11 protein-coding genes, 6 tRNA genes and 3 rRNA genes are annotated in these 16,925 nt (G+C 60.7%); 6 read left to right on the top strand and 14 right to left on the bottom strand.

The window, feature by feature from the left end:
• Positions 1-148: 148 nt before the first annotated feature.
• From nusG to OKW29_RS34280, 14 genes are all read right to left on the bottom strand, one after another.
• Positions 149-706 (bottom strand): transcription termination/antitermination protein NusG, encoded by a 558-nt coding sequence (nusG, locus tag OKW29_RS34215; RefSeq protein WP_075303275.1) that lies wholly within the window; start codon positions 704-706, stop codon positions 149-151.
• Between the two features lies 1 nt (position 707).
• Positions 708-1,088, bottom strand: a complete 381-nt coding sequence (gene secE, locus OKW29_RS34220; protein ID WP_184040841.1) for a preprotein translocase subunit SecE — start codon at positions 1,086-1,088, stop codon at positions 708-710.
• Between the two features lie 34 nt (positions 1,089-1,122).
• Positions 1,123-1,198: transfer RNA gene (locus tag OKW29_RS34225), tRNA-Trp, on the bottom strand.
• Positions 1,199-1,262: 64 nt separating this feature from the next.
• The gene (tuf, locus tag OKW29_RS34230) at positions 1,263-2,453 is read right to left on the bottom strand and encodes an elongation factor Tu (RefSeq protein WP_129958904.1); all 1,191 of its coding nucleotides are present in this window, start codon (positions 2,451-2,453) and stop codon (positions 1,263-1,265) included.
• A gap of 62 nt (positions 2,454-2,515) precedes the next feature.
• A tRNA-Thr gene (locus OKW29_RS34235) sits at positions 2,516-2,590 on the bottom strand.
• 16 nt (positions 2,591-2,606) lie between these two features.
• A tRNA-Gly gene (locus tag OKW29_RS34240) sits at positions 2,607-2,680 on the bottom strand.
• Positions 2,681-2,720: 40 nt separating this feature from the next.
• Positions 2,721-2,806, bottom strand: a tRNA-Tyr gene (locus OKW29_RS34245).
• Positions 2,807-2,962: 156 nt separating this feature from the next.
• Positions 2,963-3,076: ribosomal RNA gene (rrf, locus tag OKW29_RS34250) — 5S ribosomal RNA — on the bottom strand.
• Between the two features lie 228 nt (positions 3,077-3,304).
• A 23S ribosomal RNA gene (locus OKW29_RS34255) occupies positions 3,305-6,290 on the bottom strand.
• Positions 6,291-6,634: 344 nt separating this feature from the next.
• Positions 6,635-6,710, bottom strand: a tRNA-Ala gene (locus tag OKW29_RS34260).
• 53 nt (positions 6,711-6,763) lie between these two features.
• Positions 6,764-6,840 (bottom strand) — tRNA-Ile (locus OKW29_RS34265).
• A 76-nt stretch (positions 6,841-6,916) separates the two neighbouring features.
• A 16S ribosomal RNA gene (locus OKW29_RS34270) occupies positions 6,917-8,449 on the bottom strand.
• The 16S, 23S and 5S rRNA genes sit together here with 5 tRNA genes alongside, the layout of an rRNA operon.
• 361 nt (positions 8,450-8,810) lie before the next feature.
• A complete protein-coding gene (locus OKW29_RS34275; protein ID WP_429294065.1) occupies positions 8,811-10,091 on the bottom strand; it encodes an SGNH/GDSL hydrolase family protein in 1,281 nt (426 codons plus the stop codon).
• A 113-nt stretch (positions 10,092-10,204) separates the two neighbouring features.
• Positions 10,205-11,827 carry an NAD(P)/FAD-dependent oxidoreductase gene (locus tag OKW29_RS34280; RefSeq protein WP_429294066.1) on the bottom strand — a complete coding sequence of 541 codons (1,623 nt, stop codon included), beginning with the start codon at positions 11,825-11,827 and terminating at the stop codon, positions 10,205-10,207.
• Between the two features lie 247 nt (positions 11,828-12,074).
• Here OKW29_RS34280 and paaA point away from each other — a divergent pair, with 247 nt between their 5' ends.
• From paaA to OKW29_RS34310, 6 genes are all read left to right on the top strand, one after another.
• Positions 12,075-13,076, top strand: a complete 1,002-nt coding sequence (paaA, locus tag OKW29_RS34285; RefSeq protein WP_184056337.1) for a 1,2-phenylacetyl-CoA epoxidase subunit PaaA — start codon at positions 12,075-12,077, stop codon at positions 13,074-13,076.
• Positions 13,077-13,112: 36 nt separating this feature from the next.
• Positions 13,113-13,397 (top strand): 1,2-phenylacetyl-CoA epoxidase subunit PaaB, encoded by a 285-nt coding sequence (gene paaB, locus OKW29_RS34290; RefSeq protein WP_018418671.1) that lies wholly within the window; start codon positions 13,113-13,115, stop codon positions 13,395-13,397.
• Positions 13,398-13,405: 8 nt separating this feature from the next.
• Complete coding sequence (gene paaC, locus OKW29_RS34295; RefSeq protein WP_429294067.1) at positions 13,406-14,236, top strand: 1,2-phenylacetyl-CoA epoxidase subunit PaaC; 831 nt, start codon at positions 13,406-13,408, stop codon at positions 14,234-14,236.
• 7 nt (positions 14,237-14,243) lie between these two features.
• Complete coding sequence (paaD, locus tag OKW29_RS34300) at positions 14,244-14,828, top strand: 1,2-phenylacetyl-CoA epoxidase subunit PaaD (RefSeq protein WP_429294068.1); 585 nt, start codon at positions 14,244-14,246, stop codon at positions 14,826-14,828.
• 1 nt (position 14,829) lies between these two features.
• A complete protein-coding gene (paaE, locus tag OKW29_RS34305) occupies positions 14,830-15,918 on the top strand; it encodes a 1,2-phenylacetyl-CoA epoxidase subunit PaaE (protein WP_184034674.1) in 1,089 nt (362 codons plus the stop codon).
• A 175-nt stretch (positions 15,919-16,093) separates the two neighbouring features.
• Positions 16,094-16,909 carry a DUF1835 domain-containing protein gene (locus OKW29_RS34310; protein ID WP_429294069.1) on the top strand — a complete coding sequence of 272 codons (816 nt, stop codon included), beginning with the start codon at positions 16,094-16,096 and terminating at the stop codon, positions 16,907-16,909.
• Positions 16,910-16,925 lie beyond the last annotated feature (16 nt).

The raw sequence follows: 16,925 nt of genomic DNA on the forward strand, positions 1-16,925 counted from the left end.
GTGGAACGCCGCCTTACGGGCGGACGCTCAGTGAGTAGTAGCGCGTGTTCGCCGACAAACTGGCTAGTTACGCTCCTCAACGGCCATTACGCGGACCGTAAGCGCGAAATACGGAACGCACCTAGCGGTGCGTTCCGTAAAATCTAGACTACAACTTTTCGACTTGGCCGAATTCCAACTCGACCGGCGTTGCGCGGCCGAAGATTGTAACGGAAACACGGACTCGCGACTTTTCGTAGTTCACTTCTTCGACGCTGCCGTTGAAATCTGTGAACGGGCCTTCTTTCACGCGCACCATCTCGCCTACCTCAAACAGGGTCTTCGGACGCGGCTTCTCCACGCCCTCCTGCATCTGCGACATGATCTTTTCAACTTCCCGAGGGGAGATCGGGCTCGGCCGATTACGCGCCCCGCCGACGAAGCCGGTCACCTTCGCCGTATTTTTCACGAGGTGCCACGTTTCGTCTGTCATTTCCATTTCGACTAAAACATAGCCCGGGAAGAAACGACGTTCGGTTACTGATTTGTGACCGCCCTTTACCTCAACAACCTCTTCCGTTGGAACGAGGATCTGGCCGAACTGATCCTGCATACCTGCCCGCTCGATGCGCTCCTGAAGCGCTCGTTGCACGCTCTTCTCCATACCGGAATATGCGTGCACTACGTACCAACGTTTGCCGCTCGGGGATGCCGGAGTATCACTCATATCATTTCCAACCCAGAATCGCCGAGAAAATCGCCCACTCAATGGATTTATCACAAACCCAGAGGAAGATAGCCATCACGACTACGAAGCCGAAGACCACGAGTGTTGTTTGGGTCGCCTCTTTGCGACTCGGCCAAACTACCTTGCGGACCTCTTTGTATGAGTCATTGGCGAAAGCGATGAAACCCTTGCCAGGCGCCGAGAGAAGACCGACTGCGACACCCGCGATCGCACCAACAGCCAAGGCGGCTCCGCGGATGTACCATTCCTGGCCATTAAGCCAGAAGAACCCCACGAACCCGGCCAAGACCAGCAACACACCTGCGATCAACATCAACTTGTCGCCGGATGTATTTACAGTTTCGACGGAAGGATTCGCCATAACACCTTAACAAGCGCCACTACGGCGCGATAGTTGGCAGGGGCAGAGGGAATCGAACCCCCAACCTTCGGTTTTGGAGACCGACGCTCTGCCAGTTGAGCTATACCCCTAAACCATTTGGGGTTGACGACACCGCCAACCCCGATACAACCGATTATCGAGAACTCTCTGGCGTTACTCGATGATCTTGGCGACGACACCAGCGCCGACCGTACGGCCACCTTCGCGAATTGCGAAGCGCAGACCTTCTTCCATCGCGATCGGGTTGATCAGTTTCACCGTGATCGACACGTTGTCGCCCGGCATCACCATTTCCTTGTCCTTCGGCAGCTCGATCGAGCCCGTCACGTCCGTCGTACGGAAGTAGAACTGCGGACGGTAGTTGTTGAAGAACGGCGTGTGACGGCCGCCTTCGTCCTTGCTCAGCACGTAGACTTCAGCCGTGAAGTGCGTGTGCGGGTTGATCGAACCCGGCTTGGCCAGAACCTGACCACGCTCCACGTCTTCACGCTTCGTGCCGCGCAGCAGGATGCCAACGTTGTCGCCTGCCTGACCCTGGTCGAGCAGCTTGCGGAACATTTCCACGCCCGTGCAGGTCGTCTTGGCCGTTGCGCGGATACCGACGATCTCGATTTCCTCGCCAACCTTGATCACGCCGCGCTCGACGCGACCCGTCACCACCGTGCCGCGACCCGAGATCGAGAACACGTCTTCCACCGGCATCAGGAACGCACCGTCAACCGCGCGCTCCGGCGTCGGGATGTACGTGTCCAGCGCATCGGCCAGGTTCATGATCGCTACCTCGCCCAGCTCGCCCTTGTCGCCTTCCAGCGCCAGCTTGGCCGAACCCTTGATGATCGGCGTGTCGTCGCCCGGGAAGTCGTACTTCGACAGAAGTTCGCGAACTTCCATCTCGACGAGTTCCAGCAGCTCGGCGTCGTCCACCATGTCGCACTTGTTCAGGAACACGATGATGTACGGAACGCCAACCTGACGCGCCAGCAGGATGTGCTCACGCGTTTGCGGCATCGGGCCGTCGGCAGCCGAGCACACCAGGATTGCGCCGTCCATCTGCGCCGCGCCCGTGATCATGTTCTTCACGTAGTCTGCGTGGCCCGGGCAGTCGACGTGTGCGTAGTGGCGGTTAGCCGTTTCGTACTCGACGTGCGCGGTATTGATGGTAATGCCACGCGCCTTTTCTTCCGGCGCCGCGTCGATCTGGTCGTACGCCTTCGCTTCGCCGCCAAACTTCTGCGTCAGGACCGTCGTGATCGCCGCCGTCAGCGTGGTCTTGCCGTGGTCAACGTGACCGATCGTGCCCACGTTCACGTGCGGCTTGGTCCGCTCAAACTTACCCTTGGCCATTTTCGACTCCTAAGAGGATTTTCCGTACGTTGCGCCGGGCGCAAACAATCACCGATTACTTCTGGTGCCCATGGGCAGGATCGAACTGCCGACCTCTCCCTTACCAAGGGAGTGCTCTACCACTGAGCCACATGGGCGCTACCTCTGTGTTGCTGGAGCGGGTGAAGGGAATCGAACCCTCGTCGTAAGCTTGGAAGGCTCCTGCTCTACCATTGAGCTACACCCGCAAGGATCATGGATTCCCAACAACTGCTACATCTTGCATTCTGGTGGAGGAGGTTGGATTCGAACCAACGTAGGCGTAAGCCAACAGATTTACAGTCTGCCCCCTTTAGCCACTCGGGCACCCCTCCGCAGAGAACTAACGATTATGGGGGAACAATGTCTCTTTGTCAAGGGCTGCTTGACCGTTCCGATCCCAACGCTCTCACTTATATAGTGATTGGCTGTTAGCCGTCCGTAAACGCAGAAACCCCACCGCGGCGGGTGGGGTTTCTGACTGGGGAGGAGCCTGACGATTACCTACTTTCACACGGGCAATCCGCACTATCATCGGCGTGGAGTCGTTTCACGGTCCTGTTCGGGATGGGAAGGGGTGGGACCGACTCGCTATGGTCATCAGGCATGACGGGTTGCTGCGTCGCAGGGCTGGAGTCAACCGCTTGCGCCACAGCCAATCGGGAAGAAGCGTAAAGGATTCGAGTGTGGGGGGGTTGTGTTGTTTCTGGCACAACACTGAATCCCAACCGTGCGTTTCTGTTAGCTCCCGCGGGAGTTCACACCAATCCCCTTCGGGGATCGGACCGGCGTCAGTGCTCAAGCACTAACGCGGGTCGAGACACACCTGTTATAGGATCAAGCCTTACGGGCAATTAGTATCAGTTAGCTCAGTACATTACTGTACGTGCACACCTGACCTATCAACGTCCTGGTCTTGAACGACCCTTCAAGGGGCTCGAAGCCCCGGGGATATCTCATCTTAAGGCGAGTTTCCCGCTTAGATGCTTTCAGCGGTTATCTCTTCCGAACATAGCTACCCGGCGATGCCACTGGCGTGACAACCGGTACACCAGAGGTTCGTCCACTCCGGTCCTCTCGTACTAGGAGCAGCCCCCTTCAAATATCCAGCGCCCACGGCAGATAGGGACCAAACTGTCTCACGACGTTTTAAACCCAGCTCACGTACCTCTTTAAATGGCGAACAGCCATACCCTTGGGACCGGCTACAGCCCCAGGATGAGATGAGCCGACATCGAGGTGCCAAACACCGCCGTCGATATGAACTCTTGGGCGGTATCAGCCTGTTATCCCCAGAGTACCTTTTATCCGTTGAGCGATGGCCCTTCCATACAGAACCACCGGATCACTATGACCTGCTTTCGCACCTGTTCGACTTGTCAGTCTCACAGTCAAGCACGCTTATGCCATTGCACTATCAGCACGATTTCCGACCGTACCTAGCGTACCTTCGTACTCCTCCGTTACACTTTGGGAGGAGACCGCCCCAGTCAAACTGCCTACCATGCACTGTCCCCGACCCGGATCACGGGCCAAGGTTAGAACCTCAAACAGATCAGGGTGGTATTTCAAGGACGGCTCCATTGAGACTGGCGTCCCAACTTCATAGCCTCCCACCTATCCTACACAGACCGGTTCAAAGTCCAATGCAAAGCTACAGTAAAGGTTCATGGGGTCTTTCCGTCTAGCCGCGGGGAGATTGCATCATCACAAACACTTCAACTTCGCTGAGTCTCGGGAGGAGACAGTGTGGCCATCGTTACGCCATTCGTGCAGGTCGGAACTTACCCGACAAGGAATTTCGCTACCTTAGGACCGTTATAGTTACGGCCGCCGTTTACCGGGACTTCAATCAGGAGCTTGCACCCCATCATTTAATCTTCCGGCACCGGGCAGGCGTCACACCCTATACGTCCACTTTCGTGTTTGCAGAGTGCTGTGTTTTTATTAAACAGTCGCAGCCACCAGTTTATTGCAACCCTTTCACCCTTCTGGCGCAGGCCAGTCAGGCTATGAGGGCGTACCTTATCCCGAAGTTACGGTACCAATTTGCCGAGTTCCTTCTCCCGAGTTCTCTCAAGCGCCTTAGAATACTCATCTCGCCCACCTGTGTCGGTTTGCGGTACGGTCACTGTGAAACTGAAGCTTAGAGGCTTTTCCTGGAACCCCTTCCAGTTGCTTCGTCGCCTAGGCGACTCGCCTCGCACCCTTGAATTGCGCGCCCGGATTTGCCAAAGCGCCTTCTCCAATGCAAGGACCGGGACTTCCAACACCCGGACAACCTTCCGCGATCCGTCCCCCCATCGCATTTCACAATGGTGCAGAAATATTAATCTGCTTCCCATCAGCTACGCATTTCTGCCTCGCCTTAGGGGCCGACTCACCCTACGCCGATGAACGTTGCGTAGGAAACCTTGGGCTTACGGCGAGGGGGCCTTTCACCCCCTTTATCGCTACTCATGTCAGCATTCGCACTTCCGATACCTCCAGCACACTTTCCAGTGCACCTTCGCAGGCTTACGGAACGCTCTCCTACCATGCACATTACTGTGCATCCGCAGCTTCGGTATATGGCTTAGCCCCGTTACATCTTCCGCGCAGGACGACTCGATCAGTGAGCTATTACGCTTTCTTTAAAGGGTGGCTGCTTCTAAGCCAACCTCCTGACTGTTTTAGCCTTCCCACTTCGTTTCCCACTTAGCCATATTTGGGGACCTTAGCTGGCGGTCTGGGTTGTTTCCCTCTTGACACCGGACGTTAGCACCCGATGTCTGTCTCCCGTGATTGCACTCTTCGGTATTCGGAGTTTGCTATGGCGTAGTAATCCGCAATGGACCCCACAACCATGACAGTGCTCTACCCCCGAAGGTGACACACGAGGCACTACCTAAATAGTTTTCGGAGAGAACCAGCTATTTCCAGGTTTGTTTAGCCTTTCACCCCTATCCACAGCTCATCCCCTAACTTTTCAACGTTAGTGGGTTCGGTCCTCCAGCACGTGTTACCGTGCCTTCAACCTGGCCATGGATAGATCACCTGGTTTCGGGTCTACACCCAGCGACTGGACGCCCTGTTCGGACTCGCTTTCGCTACGCCTGCCCTAATCGGTTAAGCTCGCCACTGAATGTAAGTCGCTGACCCATTATACAAAAGGTACGCCGTCACCCCGCTTTAAGCGCTCTCGCGCTTAAATCCACTTCAAGCGCGCAGTGGTCATGTTTCAGACTTGATGTCTTTTGACGCATTCATTTCATGAATGCGCCGAAAGCGCTTAAAGCGGGGCTCCGACTGTTTGTATGCATGCGGTTTCAGGATCTGTTTCACTCCCCTCCCGGGGTTCTTTTCGCCTTTCCCTCACGGTACTGGTTCACTATCGGTCGATCACGAGTATTTAGCCTTGGAGGATGGTCCCCCCATCTTCAGACAGGATTTCACGTGTCCCGCCCTACTTCTCGTACACCCAGTTCTTCCATGCTGTTTTCGTCTACAGGGCTATCACCTGCTATGGCCGCACTTTCCAGAGCGTTCGACTAACAATACGGATAACGTGTACCGGCTGATCCCATTTCGCTCGCCACTACTCTGGGAATCTCGGTTGATTTCTTTTCCTGCGGTTACTTAGATGTTTCAGTTCACCGCGTTCGCTTCACGTAGCCTATGGATTCAGCTACGGATACTCCATTAGGAGTGGGTTTCCCCATTCGGACATCTCCGGATCAATGCTCGTTTGCCAGCTCCCCGGAGCTTTTCGCAGGCTACCGCGTCCTTCATCGCCTGTGATCGCCAAGGCATCCACCACATGCACTTGTTCGCTTGACCCTATAACGGGTGTGTCTCTGTGTCGACCCACGTTAGCGCTTTAGCGCTTACGTGGGTCCCATCCCCGGAGGGGATAGACGCACTCGCTACAGGTTGAGTATTCGTGTTGCGCCGTATTCCAAGGCAATCTTTCGATCACCTTTAAAATACATCGATACAATCACAACCCTGATTCACCTACTCGGCACCCATCTCCAGGCGCCTTTCGTGAATCTCTTTACTACTTCTTCCTGATTGTTAAAGAACGGCAGCCGGTATGAAGCCTGTGCCTCATACCGCTCTGACTGGCTCAATCGCCAATGCGCAACGCTCTGCCTTCATGCAGAACCCTGCGCATTGAGGATTGGTGGAGGATGACGGGATCGAACCGACGACCCCCTGCTTGCAAAGCAGGTGCTCTCCCAGCTGAGCTAATCCCCCAGTCCCACAGATATTCCAGCGGCCCCAGCCCTTCAGCTCACCAGACAAGACCGTGGTGGGTCTGGATGGATTCGAACCATCGACCCCCGCCTTATCAAGACGGTGCTCTAACCGGCTGAGCTACAGACCCCTGAAGTCTGTCTGCGTTGCTTCTAACCACAGCCGATAAGCGTGAGCACTTGAGTGCAATGAATGCACAGCTCTGGAAAGGAGGTGATCCAGCCGCACCTTCCGATACGGCTACCTTGTTACGACTTCACCCCAGTCATGAATCCTACCGTGGTGACCGTCCTCCTTGCGGTTAGACTAGCCACTTCTGGTAAAACCCACTCCCATGGTGTGACGGGCGGTGTGTACAAGACCCGGGAACGTATTCACCGCGGCATGCTGATCCGCGATTACTAGCGATTCCAGCTTCACGCACCCGAGTTGCAGAGTGCGATCCGGACTACGATCGGTTTTCTGGGATTGGCTCCACCTCGCGGCTTGGCAACCCTCTGTTCCGACCATTGTATGACGTGTGAAGCCCTACCCATAAGGGCCATGAGGACTTGACGTCATCCCCACCTTCCTCCGGTTTGTCACCGGCAGTCTCCCTGGAGTGCTCTTGCGTAGCAACTAGGGACAAGGGTTGCGCTCGTTGCGGGACTTAACCCAACATCTCACGACACGAGCTGACGACAGCCATGCAGCACCTGTGTTATGGCTCCCTTTCGGGCACTCCCGCCTCTCGGCAGGATTCCATACATGTCAAGGGTAGGTAAGGTTTTTCGCGTTGCATCGAATTAATCCACATCATCCACCGCTTGTGCGGGTCCCCGTCAATTCCTTTGAGTTTTAATCTTGCGACCGTACTCCCCAGGCGGTCAACTTCACGCGTTAGCTACGTTACCAAGCCAATGAAGGCCCGACAACCAGTTGACATCGTTTAGGGCGTGGACTACCAGGGTATCTAATCCTGTTTGCTCCCCACGCTTTCGTGCATGAGCGTCAGTATTGGCCCAGGGGGCTGCCTTCGCCATCGGTGTTCCTCCACATCTCTACGCATTTCACTGCTACACGTGGAATTCCACCCCCCTCTGCCATACTCCAGCGCTGCAGTCACCAATGCAGTTCCCAGGTTAAGCCCGGGGATTTCACATCGGTCTTACAGCACCGCCTGCGCACGCTTTACGCCCAGTAATTCCGATTAACGCTCGCACCCTACGTATTACCGCGGCTGCTGGCACGTAGTTAGCCGGTGCTTATTCTTCCGGTACCGTCATCCCTCACGGATATTAGCCACGAGGTTTTCTTTCCGGACAAAAGTGCTTTACAACCCGAAGGCCTTCTTCACACACGCGGCATTGCTGGATCAGGCTTGCGCCCATTGTCCAAAATTCCCCACTGCTGCCTCCCGTAGGAGTCTGGGCCGTGTCTCAGTCCCAGTGTGGCTGGTCGTCCTCTCAGACCAGCTACAGATCGTCGGCTTGGTAGGCCTTTACCCCACCAACTACCTAATCTGCCATCGGCCGCCCCTTGAGCGCGAGGTCCCGAAAGATCCCCCGCTTTCCTCTCCCGAGCGTATGCGGTATTAATCCGGCTTTCGCCGGGCTATCCCCCACTCCAGGACACGTTCCGATGTATTACTCACCCGTTCGCCACTCGCCACCAGACCGAAGTCCGTGCTGCCGTTCGACTTGCATGTGTAAGGCATGCCGCCAGCGTTCAATCTGAGCCAGGATCAAACTCTTCAGTTCAAACCTGTTACTGTGTTCGGGCTCTCTCGAACCCGGTCGCTCACTCAACGTACTGACGATGATTGATCCGTCTTTCGACAGACAAACCTTCCTCTAATACTGTGTGAGGCTTCTGATACTTCTGCCTGACAGCAGATTCCGGAGAATCCGCCGCCGCATTCCGCATCAAGCGCCCACACTTATCGACTGTTAGTTTTTAAAGATCGGTCCGCCAAACCCGCCGCGCCTGAACCACCTGAACCACCACTACCCGGCACTGCTTCGTTTGCGTCGCTGCGTCTGCAGCAGAGAAGCGAGATTATGGAGAACTTCCGTCGGATCGTCAATACCCGTTTTTGCTTTCGCTTAAAAAAGTTGCCGCTCACTTCCGGGTCGCATCCACCACGACCTCGACAGGAACTGCAGCGGCCATAGCCGCGTAGCCCGCGTCGCTAGGATGGATGTGATCGCCGCTATCGAAAGCGCGCTGCAGACGCTCCGGCTGCGCCCGATCGCGCAACGCCGCGTCGAAGTCGACGACGCCATCGAAAGCACGACTAGTCCGGATCCACTGATTAACCGCGAGTCGGATGTTTTCCCGCTCCGGTGGCAGCGACGCCGGCGTCAGCGTCGCGCCGAACATCTTGACACCGTTGCGCCGCGCGGCCGCGATCACTCGCTGGTAACCGGCGATCAGATCGGCAGCCGTGACCGACGTATGAGGAAAATCGCAGTCGAGCCCGCCATGAGGCGGCATTGCCGCAAAGTTGATGTCGTTGATGCCAATCAGCAGGATCGCCGCTTTGACGCCTGGACGTCGCAAAACGTCGCGCTCGAAGCGGCTCGCAAGCGCGTCGCCATAGCAAGGCGAGTCGCTCAGGAGCCGGTTGCCGCTGATGCCGAGATTCACGATCGCGGTCGACTGCGCGCCGCTCGCCGCCAGCCGCCGAGCCAGCGCATCCGGCCAGCGACGGTTCTGGTTGAGGGTGGAGCGCATGCCGTCGGTGATCGAGTCGCCGATCGCGGCCACGGCAAGCGACGGTGCCGCCGCCTCCACCGACAAACCCGTGACCCACACATATTGCGTGAAGCGGCCGGGAAACGCCGTGGCGGACGTGTCGGTGGTGTGATTGCCGGGCCCGGACACATAATTCACCTGATTCGACACTCGGTGCCATGCGACGATCCGCTGCTCCGGTCCCACGAACGCACTGATCGCATATGGCGCGCCCTCGACGACATCGATCGCGACCGGATCGCTGTCCACCTCGCCGCCAGGCGGAACGCTGACCGCGCCCTTACCGCCAAACGTCACCCGACTGCCGGCGCCCTCGACTGCTGCCGCGCCACCGGCGGAGCGCGCGATGCGCAGTTCGTCGATGACGAGAGGCGTCTTGCCGTACGCATTGCTCAGATGAATTCGCGCCACCCTCCCCGACAACGTCGGATACATGATTTGCCGAACGGTGCGCCCGGCGACTTCCGGCGCGCGATACAGCGGTGGCAACTCGGCCCGCTGTGGAATCGGTTGCAGCGCGGTCGCCCAAACGGCGACCCAATGCTCGGACGCTTCGGCAGCGAACGCACTCGAGGAAACGACAAACGGGGCAAATTGGGCGAGCAGCGCCGCGCCGCATGCGGCAGCCAAGGTGCGAATGGTCATTCGGAGGATCGGTTCGAGGCGAAACGCGCATTGTGCCCGAACGACGCGGCAATCGCCGGCAATCGCCGGCAGGTCCGCTTACCCCGGCGCCCGGCGGCTGTGCCGGCTCGGACTCACGCCGTTTGCTGGCTCATGATCTTCAGCGCGACCGCTTCGGCGACCTCGATTCCGTCGATTGCCGCCGAGTAGATCCCGCCCGCATACCCCGCACCCTCGCCCGCCGGATACAGCCCGTTGACGTTGACACTCTGGTAGTCGTCGCCGCGACGCACGCGTACCGGCGACGAAGTTCGCGTTTCAACGCCGGTCAGCACCGCATCATGCATCGCGAAACCGGCGATTTTCTTCTCCATCTGCGGCAGCGCTTCGCGAATCGCTTCGATCGCGTAGTCGGGCAGCGCGGTGCTGAGATCGGTTGGCCGCACGCCCGGCTTGTATGACGGAACGACCGAGCCGAGTGAAGTGGACGGCCGCCCCGCGATGAAGTCGCCGACCAACTGCCCTGGAGCCATATAGTTACCGCCACCGAGCTCGAACGCCCGCTCCTCCCACTTGCGCTGGAACGCGATGCCGGCGAGCGGCCCGCCCGGGTAGTCGTCTGGCGTAATGCCGACCACGATGCCCGCGTTCGCGTTGCGCTCCGCGCGCGAGTACTGGCTCATGCCGTTCGTGACGACGCGCCCCAGCTCGGACGTGGCCGCCACCACGGTGCCGCCGGGACACATGCAGAAGCTATAAACCGCTCGCCCGTTGCTGCAGTGGTGCACCACCTTGTAGTCGGCTGCGCCGAGCTGTTTGTGACCGGCAAATTTCCCAAAACGGCTCCGATCGATGATCCCTTGCGGATGCTCGATCCGAAAACCGAGCGAAAACGGCTTCGCCTCGACGTGAACGCCGCGGTCGTACAGCATCTGGAAGGTATCGCGTGCGCTATGGCCGACCGCCAGCACAACGTGGTCGCAGCGCAGCGTCTCGCCGGTCGACAGCTTCAGCCCGCGCACCTGGCCGTTGTCGATGTCGATGTCCTCGACACGCGTTTCGAAGCGCACTTCGCCGCCCAACTCGTGGATGCTCGCGCGCATCTTCTCGACCATGCTGACGAGACGAAACGTGCCGATATGCGGCCGGCTCAGGTACAGGATGTCCTCCGGCGCACCGGCCCGCACGAATTCGTCGAGCACCTTGCGGCCGTAGTGTTTCGGGTCCTTGATCTGGCTGTAGAGCTTGCCGTCCGAAAACGTGCCCGCGCCACCTTCACCGAACTGCACGTTCGACTCGGGATTCAGCACCGATTTGCGCCACAGGCCAAACGTGTCCTTGGTGCGCTCACGTACGGCCTTGCCGCGCTCGAGGATGATCGGCCGGAAGCCCATCTGCGCGAGGATCAGGCCCGCGAACAGTCCGCACGGCCCCATGCCGATGACGACCGGACGCTGCGTGCTCAGTTGGGCGGGCGCTTCGGCGACGAACTTGTAGCTCATGTCGGGCGTCACGCCGCAATGCGGCACGTCGGCGAGCCGTTTCAGCGCGGCCCCTTCATCCTTGACCTCGACATCGACGATGTAGGTGAGCTTGATGTCGGCGCGCTTGCGCGCGTCGTGCGCGCGGCGAAACACGGTGTATCGGATGAGCCCGTCCCGCGCCACGCCGAGTTCCATGAGGCGCGCACGGATGGCGGCTTCGAGGGCGCTTTCGGGATGATCGAGCGGGAGTTTGATTTCGCTTAGACGTAACATGAGTACCGGAGACGCGAGTGGGCCGCAAATCGCGGCCAATTCGCAATTTTACCGGTAAGTGTCGGCGCGGGGTGACGGCCGGTCATGAAGCGCCGGCCCGTCGAAACCGGGCAAACCAGCATGCATGCTTCGACGCCCTCAATGAGCTATCAGCCCCAACGTCTCTTCACAAAAAATTTATTAACCGACCGGTCGGTTGGTTTATACTACGCCGACACAGACCACTCCTCCAGAGAGAGCGTCCCTCATGTACACCCAATCCCTCGATATCCCCGGCAACGTCGCCCCGCTGGACGCGGACGCGAATTCGCCCGAACAACAGGCTCGCTTCGACGCGGTCATGAGCGCCGACGGCAAGATCGAGCCGCAGGACTGGATGCCCGACGCGTACCGCAAAACGCTGGTGCGGCAGATCTCGCAGCATGCGCACTCGGAGATCGTCGGCATGCTGCCCGAGGGCAACTGGATCACGCGCGCGCCGAGCCTCAAGCGCAAGGCGATCCTGATCGCCAAGGTGCAGGACGAAGCCGGCCACGGCCTCTATCTGTATAGCGCCGCCGAAACGCTCGGTGTCTCGCGCGAGCAGTTGATCGACGCGCTGCACGCGGGCAAGGCCAAGTATTCGAGCATCTTCAACTACCCGACACCCACCTGGGCCGACGTCGGCGTGATCGGCTGGCTCGTCGACGGCGCGGCGATCATGAACCAGATCCCGCTATGCCGCTGCACGTACGGCCCGTACGCCCGCGCGATGATCCGCATCTGCAAGGAAGAGTCGTTCCATCAGCGCCAGGGCTTCGACGCGCTGCTCGCGATGATGGCCGGCACCGAGGCGCAGCGCGAGCTGGTCCAGCAGGCGGTGAACCGCTGGTGGTGGCCGGTGCTGATGATGTTCGGCCCGAGCGACAAGGATTCGGTCCACAGCAACCAGTCGGCCAGATGGGGCATCAAGCGCATCACCAACGACGACCTGCGCCAGAAATTCGTCGATGCGACCGTCGAGCAGGCGAAGGTGCTCGGCGTCACGCTGCCCGACGCGGACCTCAAATGGAACGAGGCGCGCGGTCACTACGACTACGGCGACATCGACTGGGAAGAGTTCTGGCGCGTCGTCAATGGCGACGGCCCGTGCAACCGCGAGCGCCTCGCGACCCGCGTGAAGGCCCATGAAGACGGCGCCTGGGTACGCGAAGCCGCGCTCGCCCACGCGGAAAAGCAGCGCCAGCGCGCGCAACAGCACGCCGCCTGAGTGGCACCGCACATCAAAGGAATCAGGAGATCAGCAATGAACAAGGAATGGCCGATTTGGGAAGTGTTCGTGCGCAGCAAGCAGGGACTCGACCATAAACACTGCGGCAGTCTGCATGCCGCCGACGCGCCGATGGCGCTGCGCATGGCGCGCGACGTCTACACGCGCCGCCAGGAAGGCGTGAGCATCTGGGTGGTGCCGTCCTCGGCGATCACGGCCTCGGCGCCGCACGAGAAGGCCGAGCTGTTCGAACCGGCGGGCGACAAGATCTATCGCCACCCGACGTTCTACACGCTCCCCGACGAAGTCAACCACATGTAAGCGCGGCCATGACCACTACGTCCACTACGCCCATTACGCCCATTACGCCCGAACATCTCCAGTACGTGCTGCGCCTCGCGGATACTGCGCTGATCCTCGGTCAGCGCAACACCGAGTGGTGCGGCCACGGCCCAATCCTCGAAGAGGACATCGCGCTGTCGAACATGAGCCTCGACCTGATCGGCCAGGCGCGCCTGCTGTACACGCACGCGGCCGCGCTCGAAGCGCCGCTTACCGGCCGTCAGCGCAGCGAAGACGACTACGCGTACTTCCGCGCCGAGCGCGAATTCGCGAACTACACGCTCGCCGAGCTGCCGCATTACGGGCCGCTCGCCGGCACCGCGCAGGCCGGGAAGGATTACGCGGTCACGATCGTGCGCAACTTCCTGTACGCGACGCTGATGATGCATCTGTGGGGTGCGCTGACGGGCTCCAGCGACGGGCAGCTCGCCGCGATCGCCGCGAAGTCGATCAAGGAAACGCAGTACCACGTGCATCACGCGAGCGAGTGGCTGATCCGTTTCGGCGACGGCACCGACGAATCGCACCGTCGCGCGCAGGCCGCGCTCGACTACCTGATGCCGTACACCTACGAGTTCTTCAGTGCGGACGCGGTGGAAGACGCGGTCGCCGCGGCCGGCATCGGCCCGCGCACCTCGGCGCTGGAAGCCGCGTGGCTCGACGACGTGCGCGCCACGCTCGGCCAGGCCACGCTGACGCTGCCCGCGGCGCTGCGGCACGTGAGCACGGGCAAGCACGGCGAGCATTCGGAGCACATGGGTTTCGTGCTCGCGCAAATGCAGAGCCTCGCGCGCCAGCATCCGGGCGCCAGCTGGTGAGTACGCGATGACGACCTCGACCGCCCCGCAGCCCGCGAACGCCGCCGCTGCCACGACCGCCACGCCCGATCCCGCGCTCACCCGCGCATGGACCGTGCTCGAAGCGGTACCCGACCCGGAGATCCCGGTGGTGTCGATCCGTGAGCTCGGCATCCTGCGCGACGTGCGACGCGCCGCGGACGGCGCGCTCGAAGTCGTGATCACGCCGACCTACTCGGGCTGCCCGGCGATGTCGCAGATTGCCGAAGACATCGGCCGTGCGCTCGAGGCCGCGCAGCTCACGCCCTACCGCGTCGCCACCGTGCTCGCGCCGGCGTGGACCACCGACTGGATCACGGCCGAAGCCCGCGAAAAACTGCGCGTCTACGGCATCGCGCCGCCGACGGGCAACTGCGGCGCGGCCGCCCACGCGCAAGCGGCGCCGCAGGAGAAAGTCCTGCGCTTCGTGCCGCGCGCGCTGCCGGCCCCAGGCTGCCCACGCTGCGGCTCGGCGCACACCGAGCGGCTCGCGCAATTCGGCTCGACCGCCTGCAAGGCCCTGTATCGCTGCCTCGACTGCCGCGAACCCTTCGACTACTTCAAACCGTACTGATATGGCCACCCCGCAATTCCATCCGCTGCGTATCCGCGAAGTGCGCCCCGAAACCGCCGATGCGGTCTCGGTCGCCTTCGAAGTCCCGCCCGAACTGCGCGACCACTATCGCTTCACGCAGGGCCAGTTCGTCACGCTGAAGACGCATATCGACGGTGAGGAAACGCGCCGTTCGTATTCGATCTGCGTGGGCGTCACCGACTACGATCGCGACGGCGAGTTGCGCATCGGCATCAAGCGCGTGCGCGGCGGGCGTTTCTCGAACTTCGCGTTCGACACGCTGCAGCCGGGACACACGATCGACGTGATGACGCCCGACGGCCGTTTCTTCACGCACCTGAACGCGGAACAGGGGCAGCAGTACCTCGCGTTCTCGGGCGGCTCGGGCATCACGCCGGTGCTCGCGATCATCAAGACGACGCTCGAAGTCGAGCCGCGCAGCACCTTCACGCTCGTCTACGGCAACCGCAGCGTCGACCAGATCATGTTCGCCGAGGAGCTCGAGGATCTGAAGAACCGCTTCATGAACCGCTTCGTGCTGTATCACGTGCTGTCGGACGACCTGCAGGACGTCGAACTGTTTAACGGCGTGCTCGATCAGGAAAAATGCGCGGCGTTCATCGAGCAGCTGCTGCCGGCCGACGCGATCGACGAAGCGTTCATCTGCGGCCCCGCGCCGATGATGGATGCAGCCGAGGCCGCGCTCAAGGCAGCCGGCGTGCCGCCCGCGAAGGTGCACGTCGAGCGCTTCGGCACGCCGCTGCCGCAGGCGGGCGTGCCGCCCGTCGAGATCACCGCGGACACCCCCGCGGCCGAGCTCGAAATCGTGCTCGACGGCAAGCGCCGCAAGCTGCGCCTGCCGTATCAGGGCACGAGCGTGCTCGACGTCGGGCTGCGCGCCGGTCTCGCGCTGCCGTATGCGTGCAAGGGCGGCGTGTGCTGCACCTGTCGCGCGAAGGTGCTCGAGGGCGAAGTGAAGATGGAAAAGAACTACACGCTCGAAGAACACGAGGTCCGCGACGGGTTCGTGCTGACGTGTCAGTGTCATCCGGTTAGCGACAAGGTCGTCGTCAGTTACGACGAACGTTGAGTCGAGTGCTTTCGTGGCCTAGGTACGGACTGCCCTCCCGCGACGTCCGCCACCGCTTTCGGCCGTTTCGCGATCCGCTTAAACTAGGGGCCGCTCATCGATCGGGACATCGGGTTCCAGTCGGCGAGCGGCCTCTTTTTGTTACAGCTGCTGACGTCACTGCAAGCCCTTGCCCATGAGCACGATTCACCTCACCAACGGCGATGTCGCCGCCGAGTCGCTGCGTACCGCGCTGGACCAGGCGGGCCGCGACGATCGCGTGCAGCCGCTGCGGGACGATCTGGCGGTCGGCCCGTTACGCGGCGTCGACGACTCTGCGCACGTGCGCGCCGACTTCTGGGAACGCGTCAGCGCCGACACGCAACGCGACTTCGTGCGCGAGTTCCGCGAACAGGCCGCGGTGCTCGACGGCCTCGCCAGCAGCACCGCGAATCTCGTGGTGTGGCACGCCGAAAGCGCGTCCGATCAACTGATGCTACGCCGCGTCTGCTATCTGGTGCGCAACAGCCCGCAGCGTTTGAACGAAGTGCGTCTGTCGATCGCCGACCTCACCGATCCGCAAGCGTGGGCGCATACCCGCAAGGATCGCGCGACATCGGTCGGCATGTTTGCGCCGGACGTATTGCAGACACACCTGCCGGACGCCGCCCCGATTTCCGTGCTGCGCATCAGCCGGCTCGCGCTCGAATGGCAGGAGGTCAAACAGGCGAACGGCGAGACGCGGCGCTGGCGTGACAACACCTTCACGAGCGGCAGCGTTGCCGAAATCGACGCGCTGATCCTCGACCGCGCAACCGACGACTGGCAGCCCGCCGCGCGCGTCGCCGCCTATGTGATGACCGCCGGGTTGTGGTTCCTCGTCAGCGACAGCATCGTGCTGTGGCGCATGCGCGAACTCGCGGCGCTGCGGCGCGTCCGCCTGCGCGGCGATGCGAACGAATGGCGCTCGCTCGAACTGCGCGCGGCATCCGCCCCCTGCTCACCCCAATAAGATAAGAACAGACGAA

It is taken from the genome of Paraburkholderia sp. CI3 (assembly GCF_050436505.1).
GTDB lineage: Bacteria > Pseudomonadota > Gammaproteobacteria > Burkholderiales > Burkholderiaceae > Paraburkholderia > Paraburkholderia tuberum.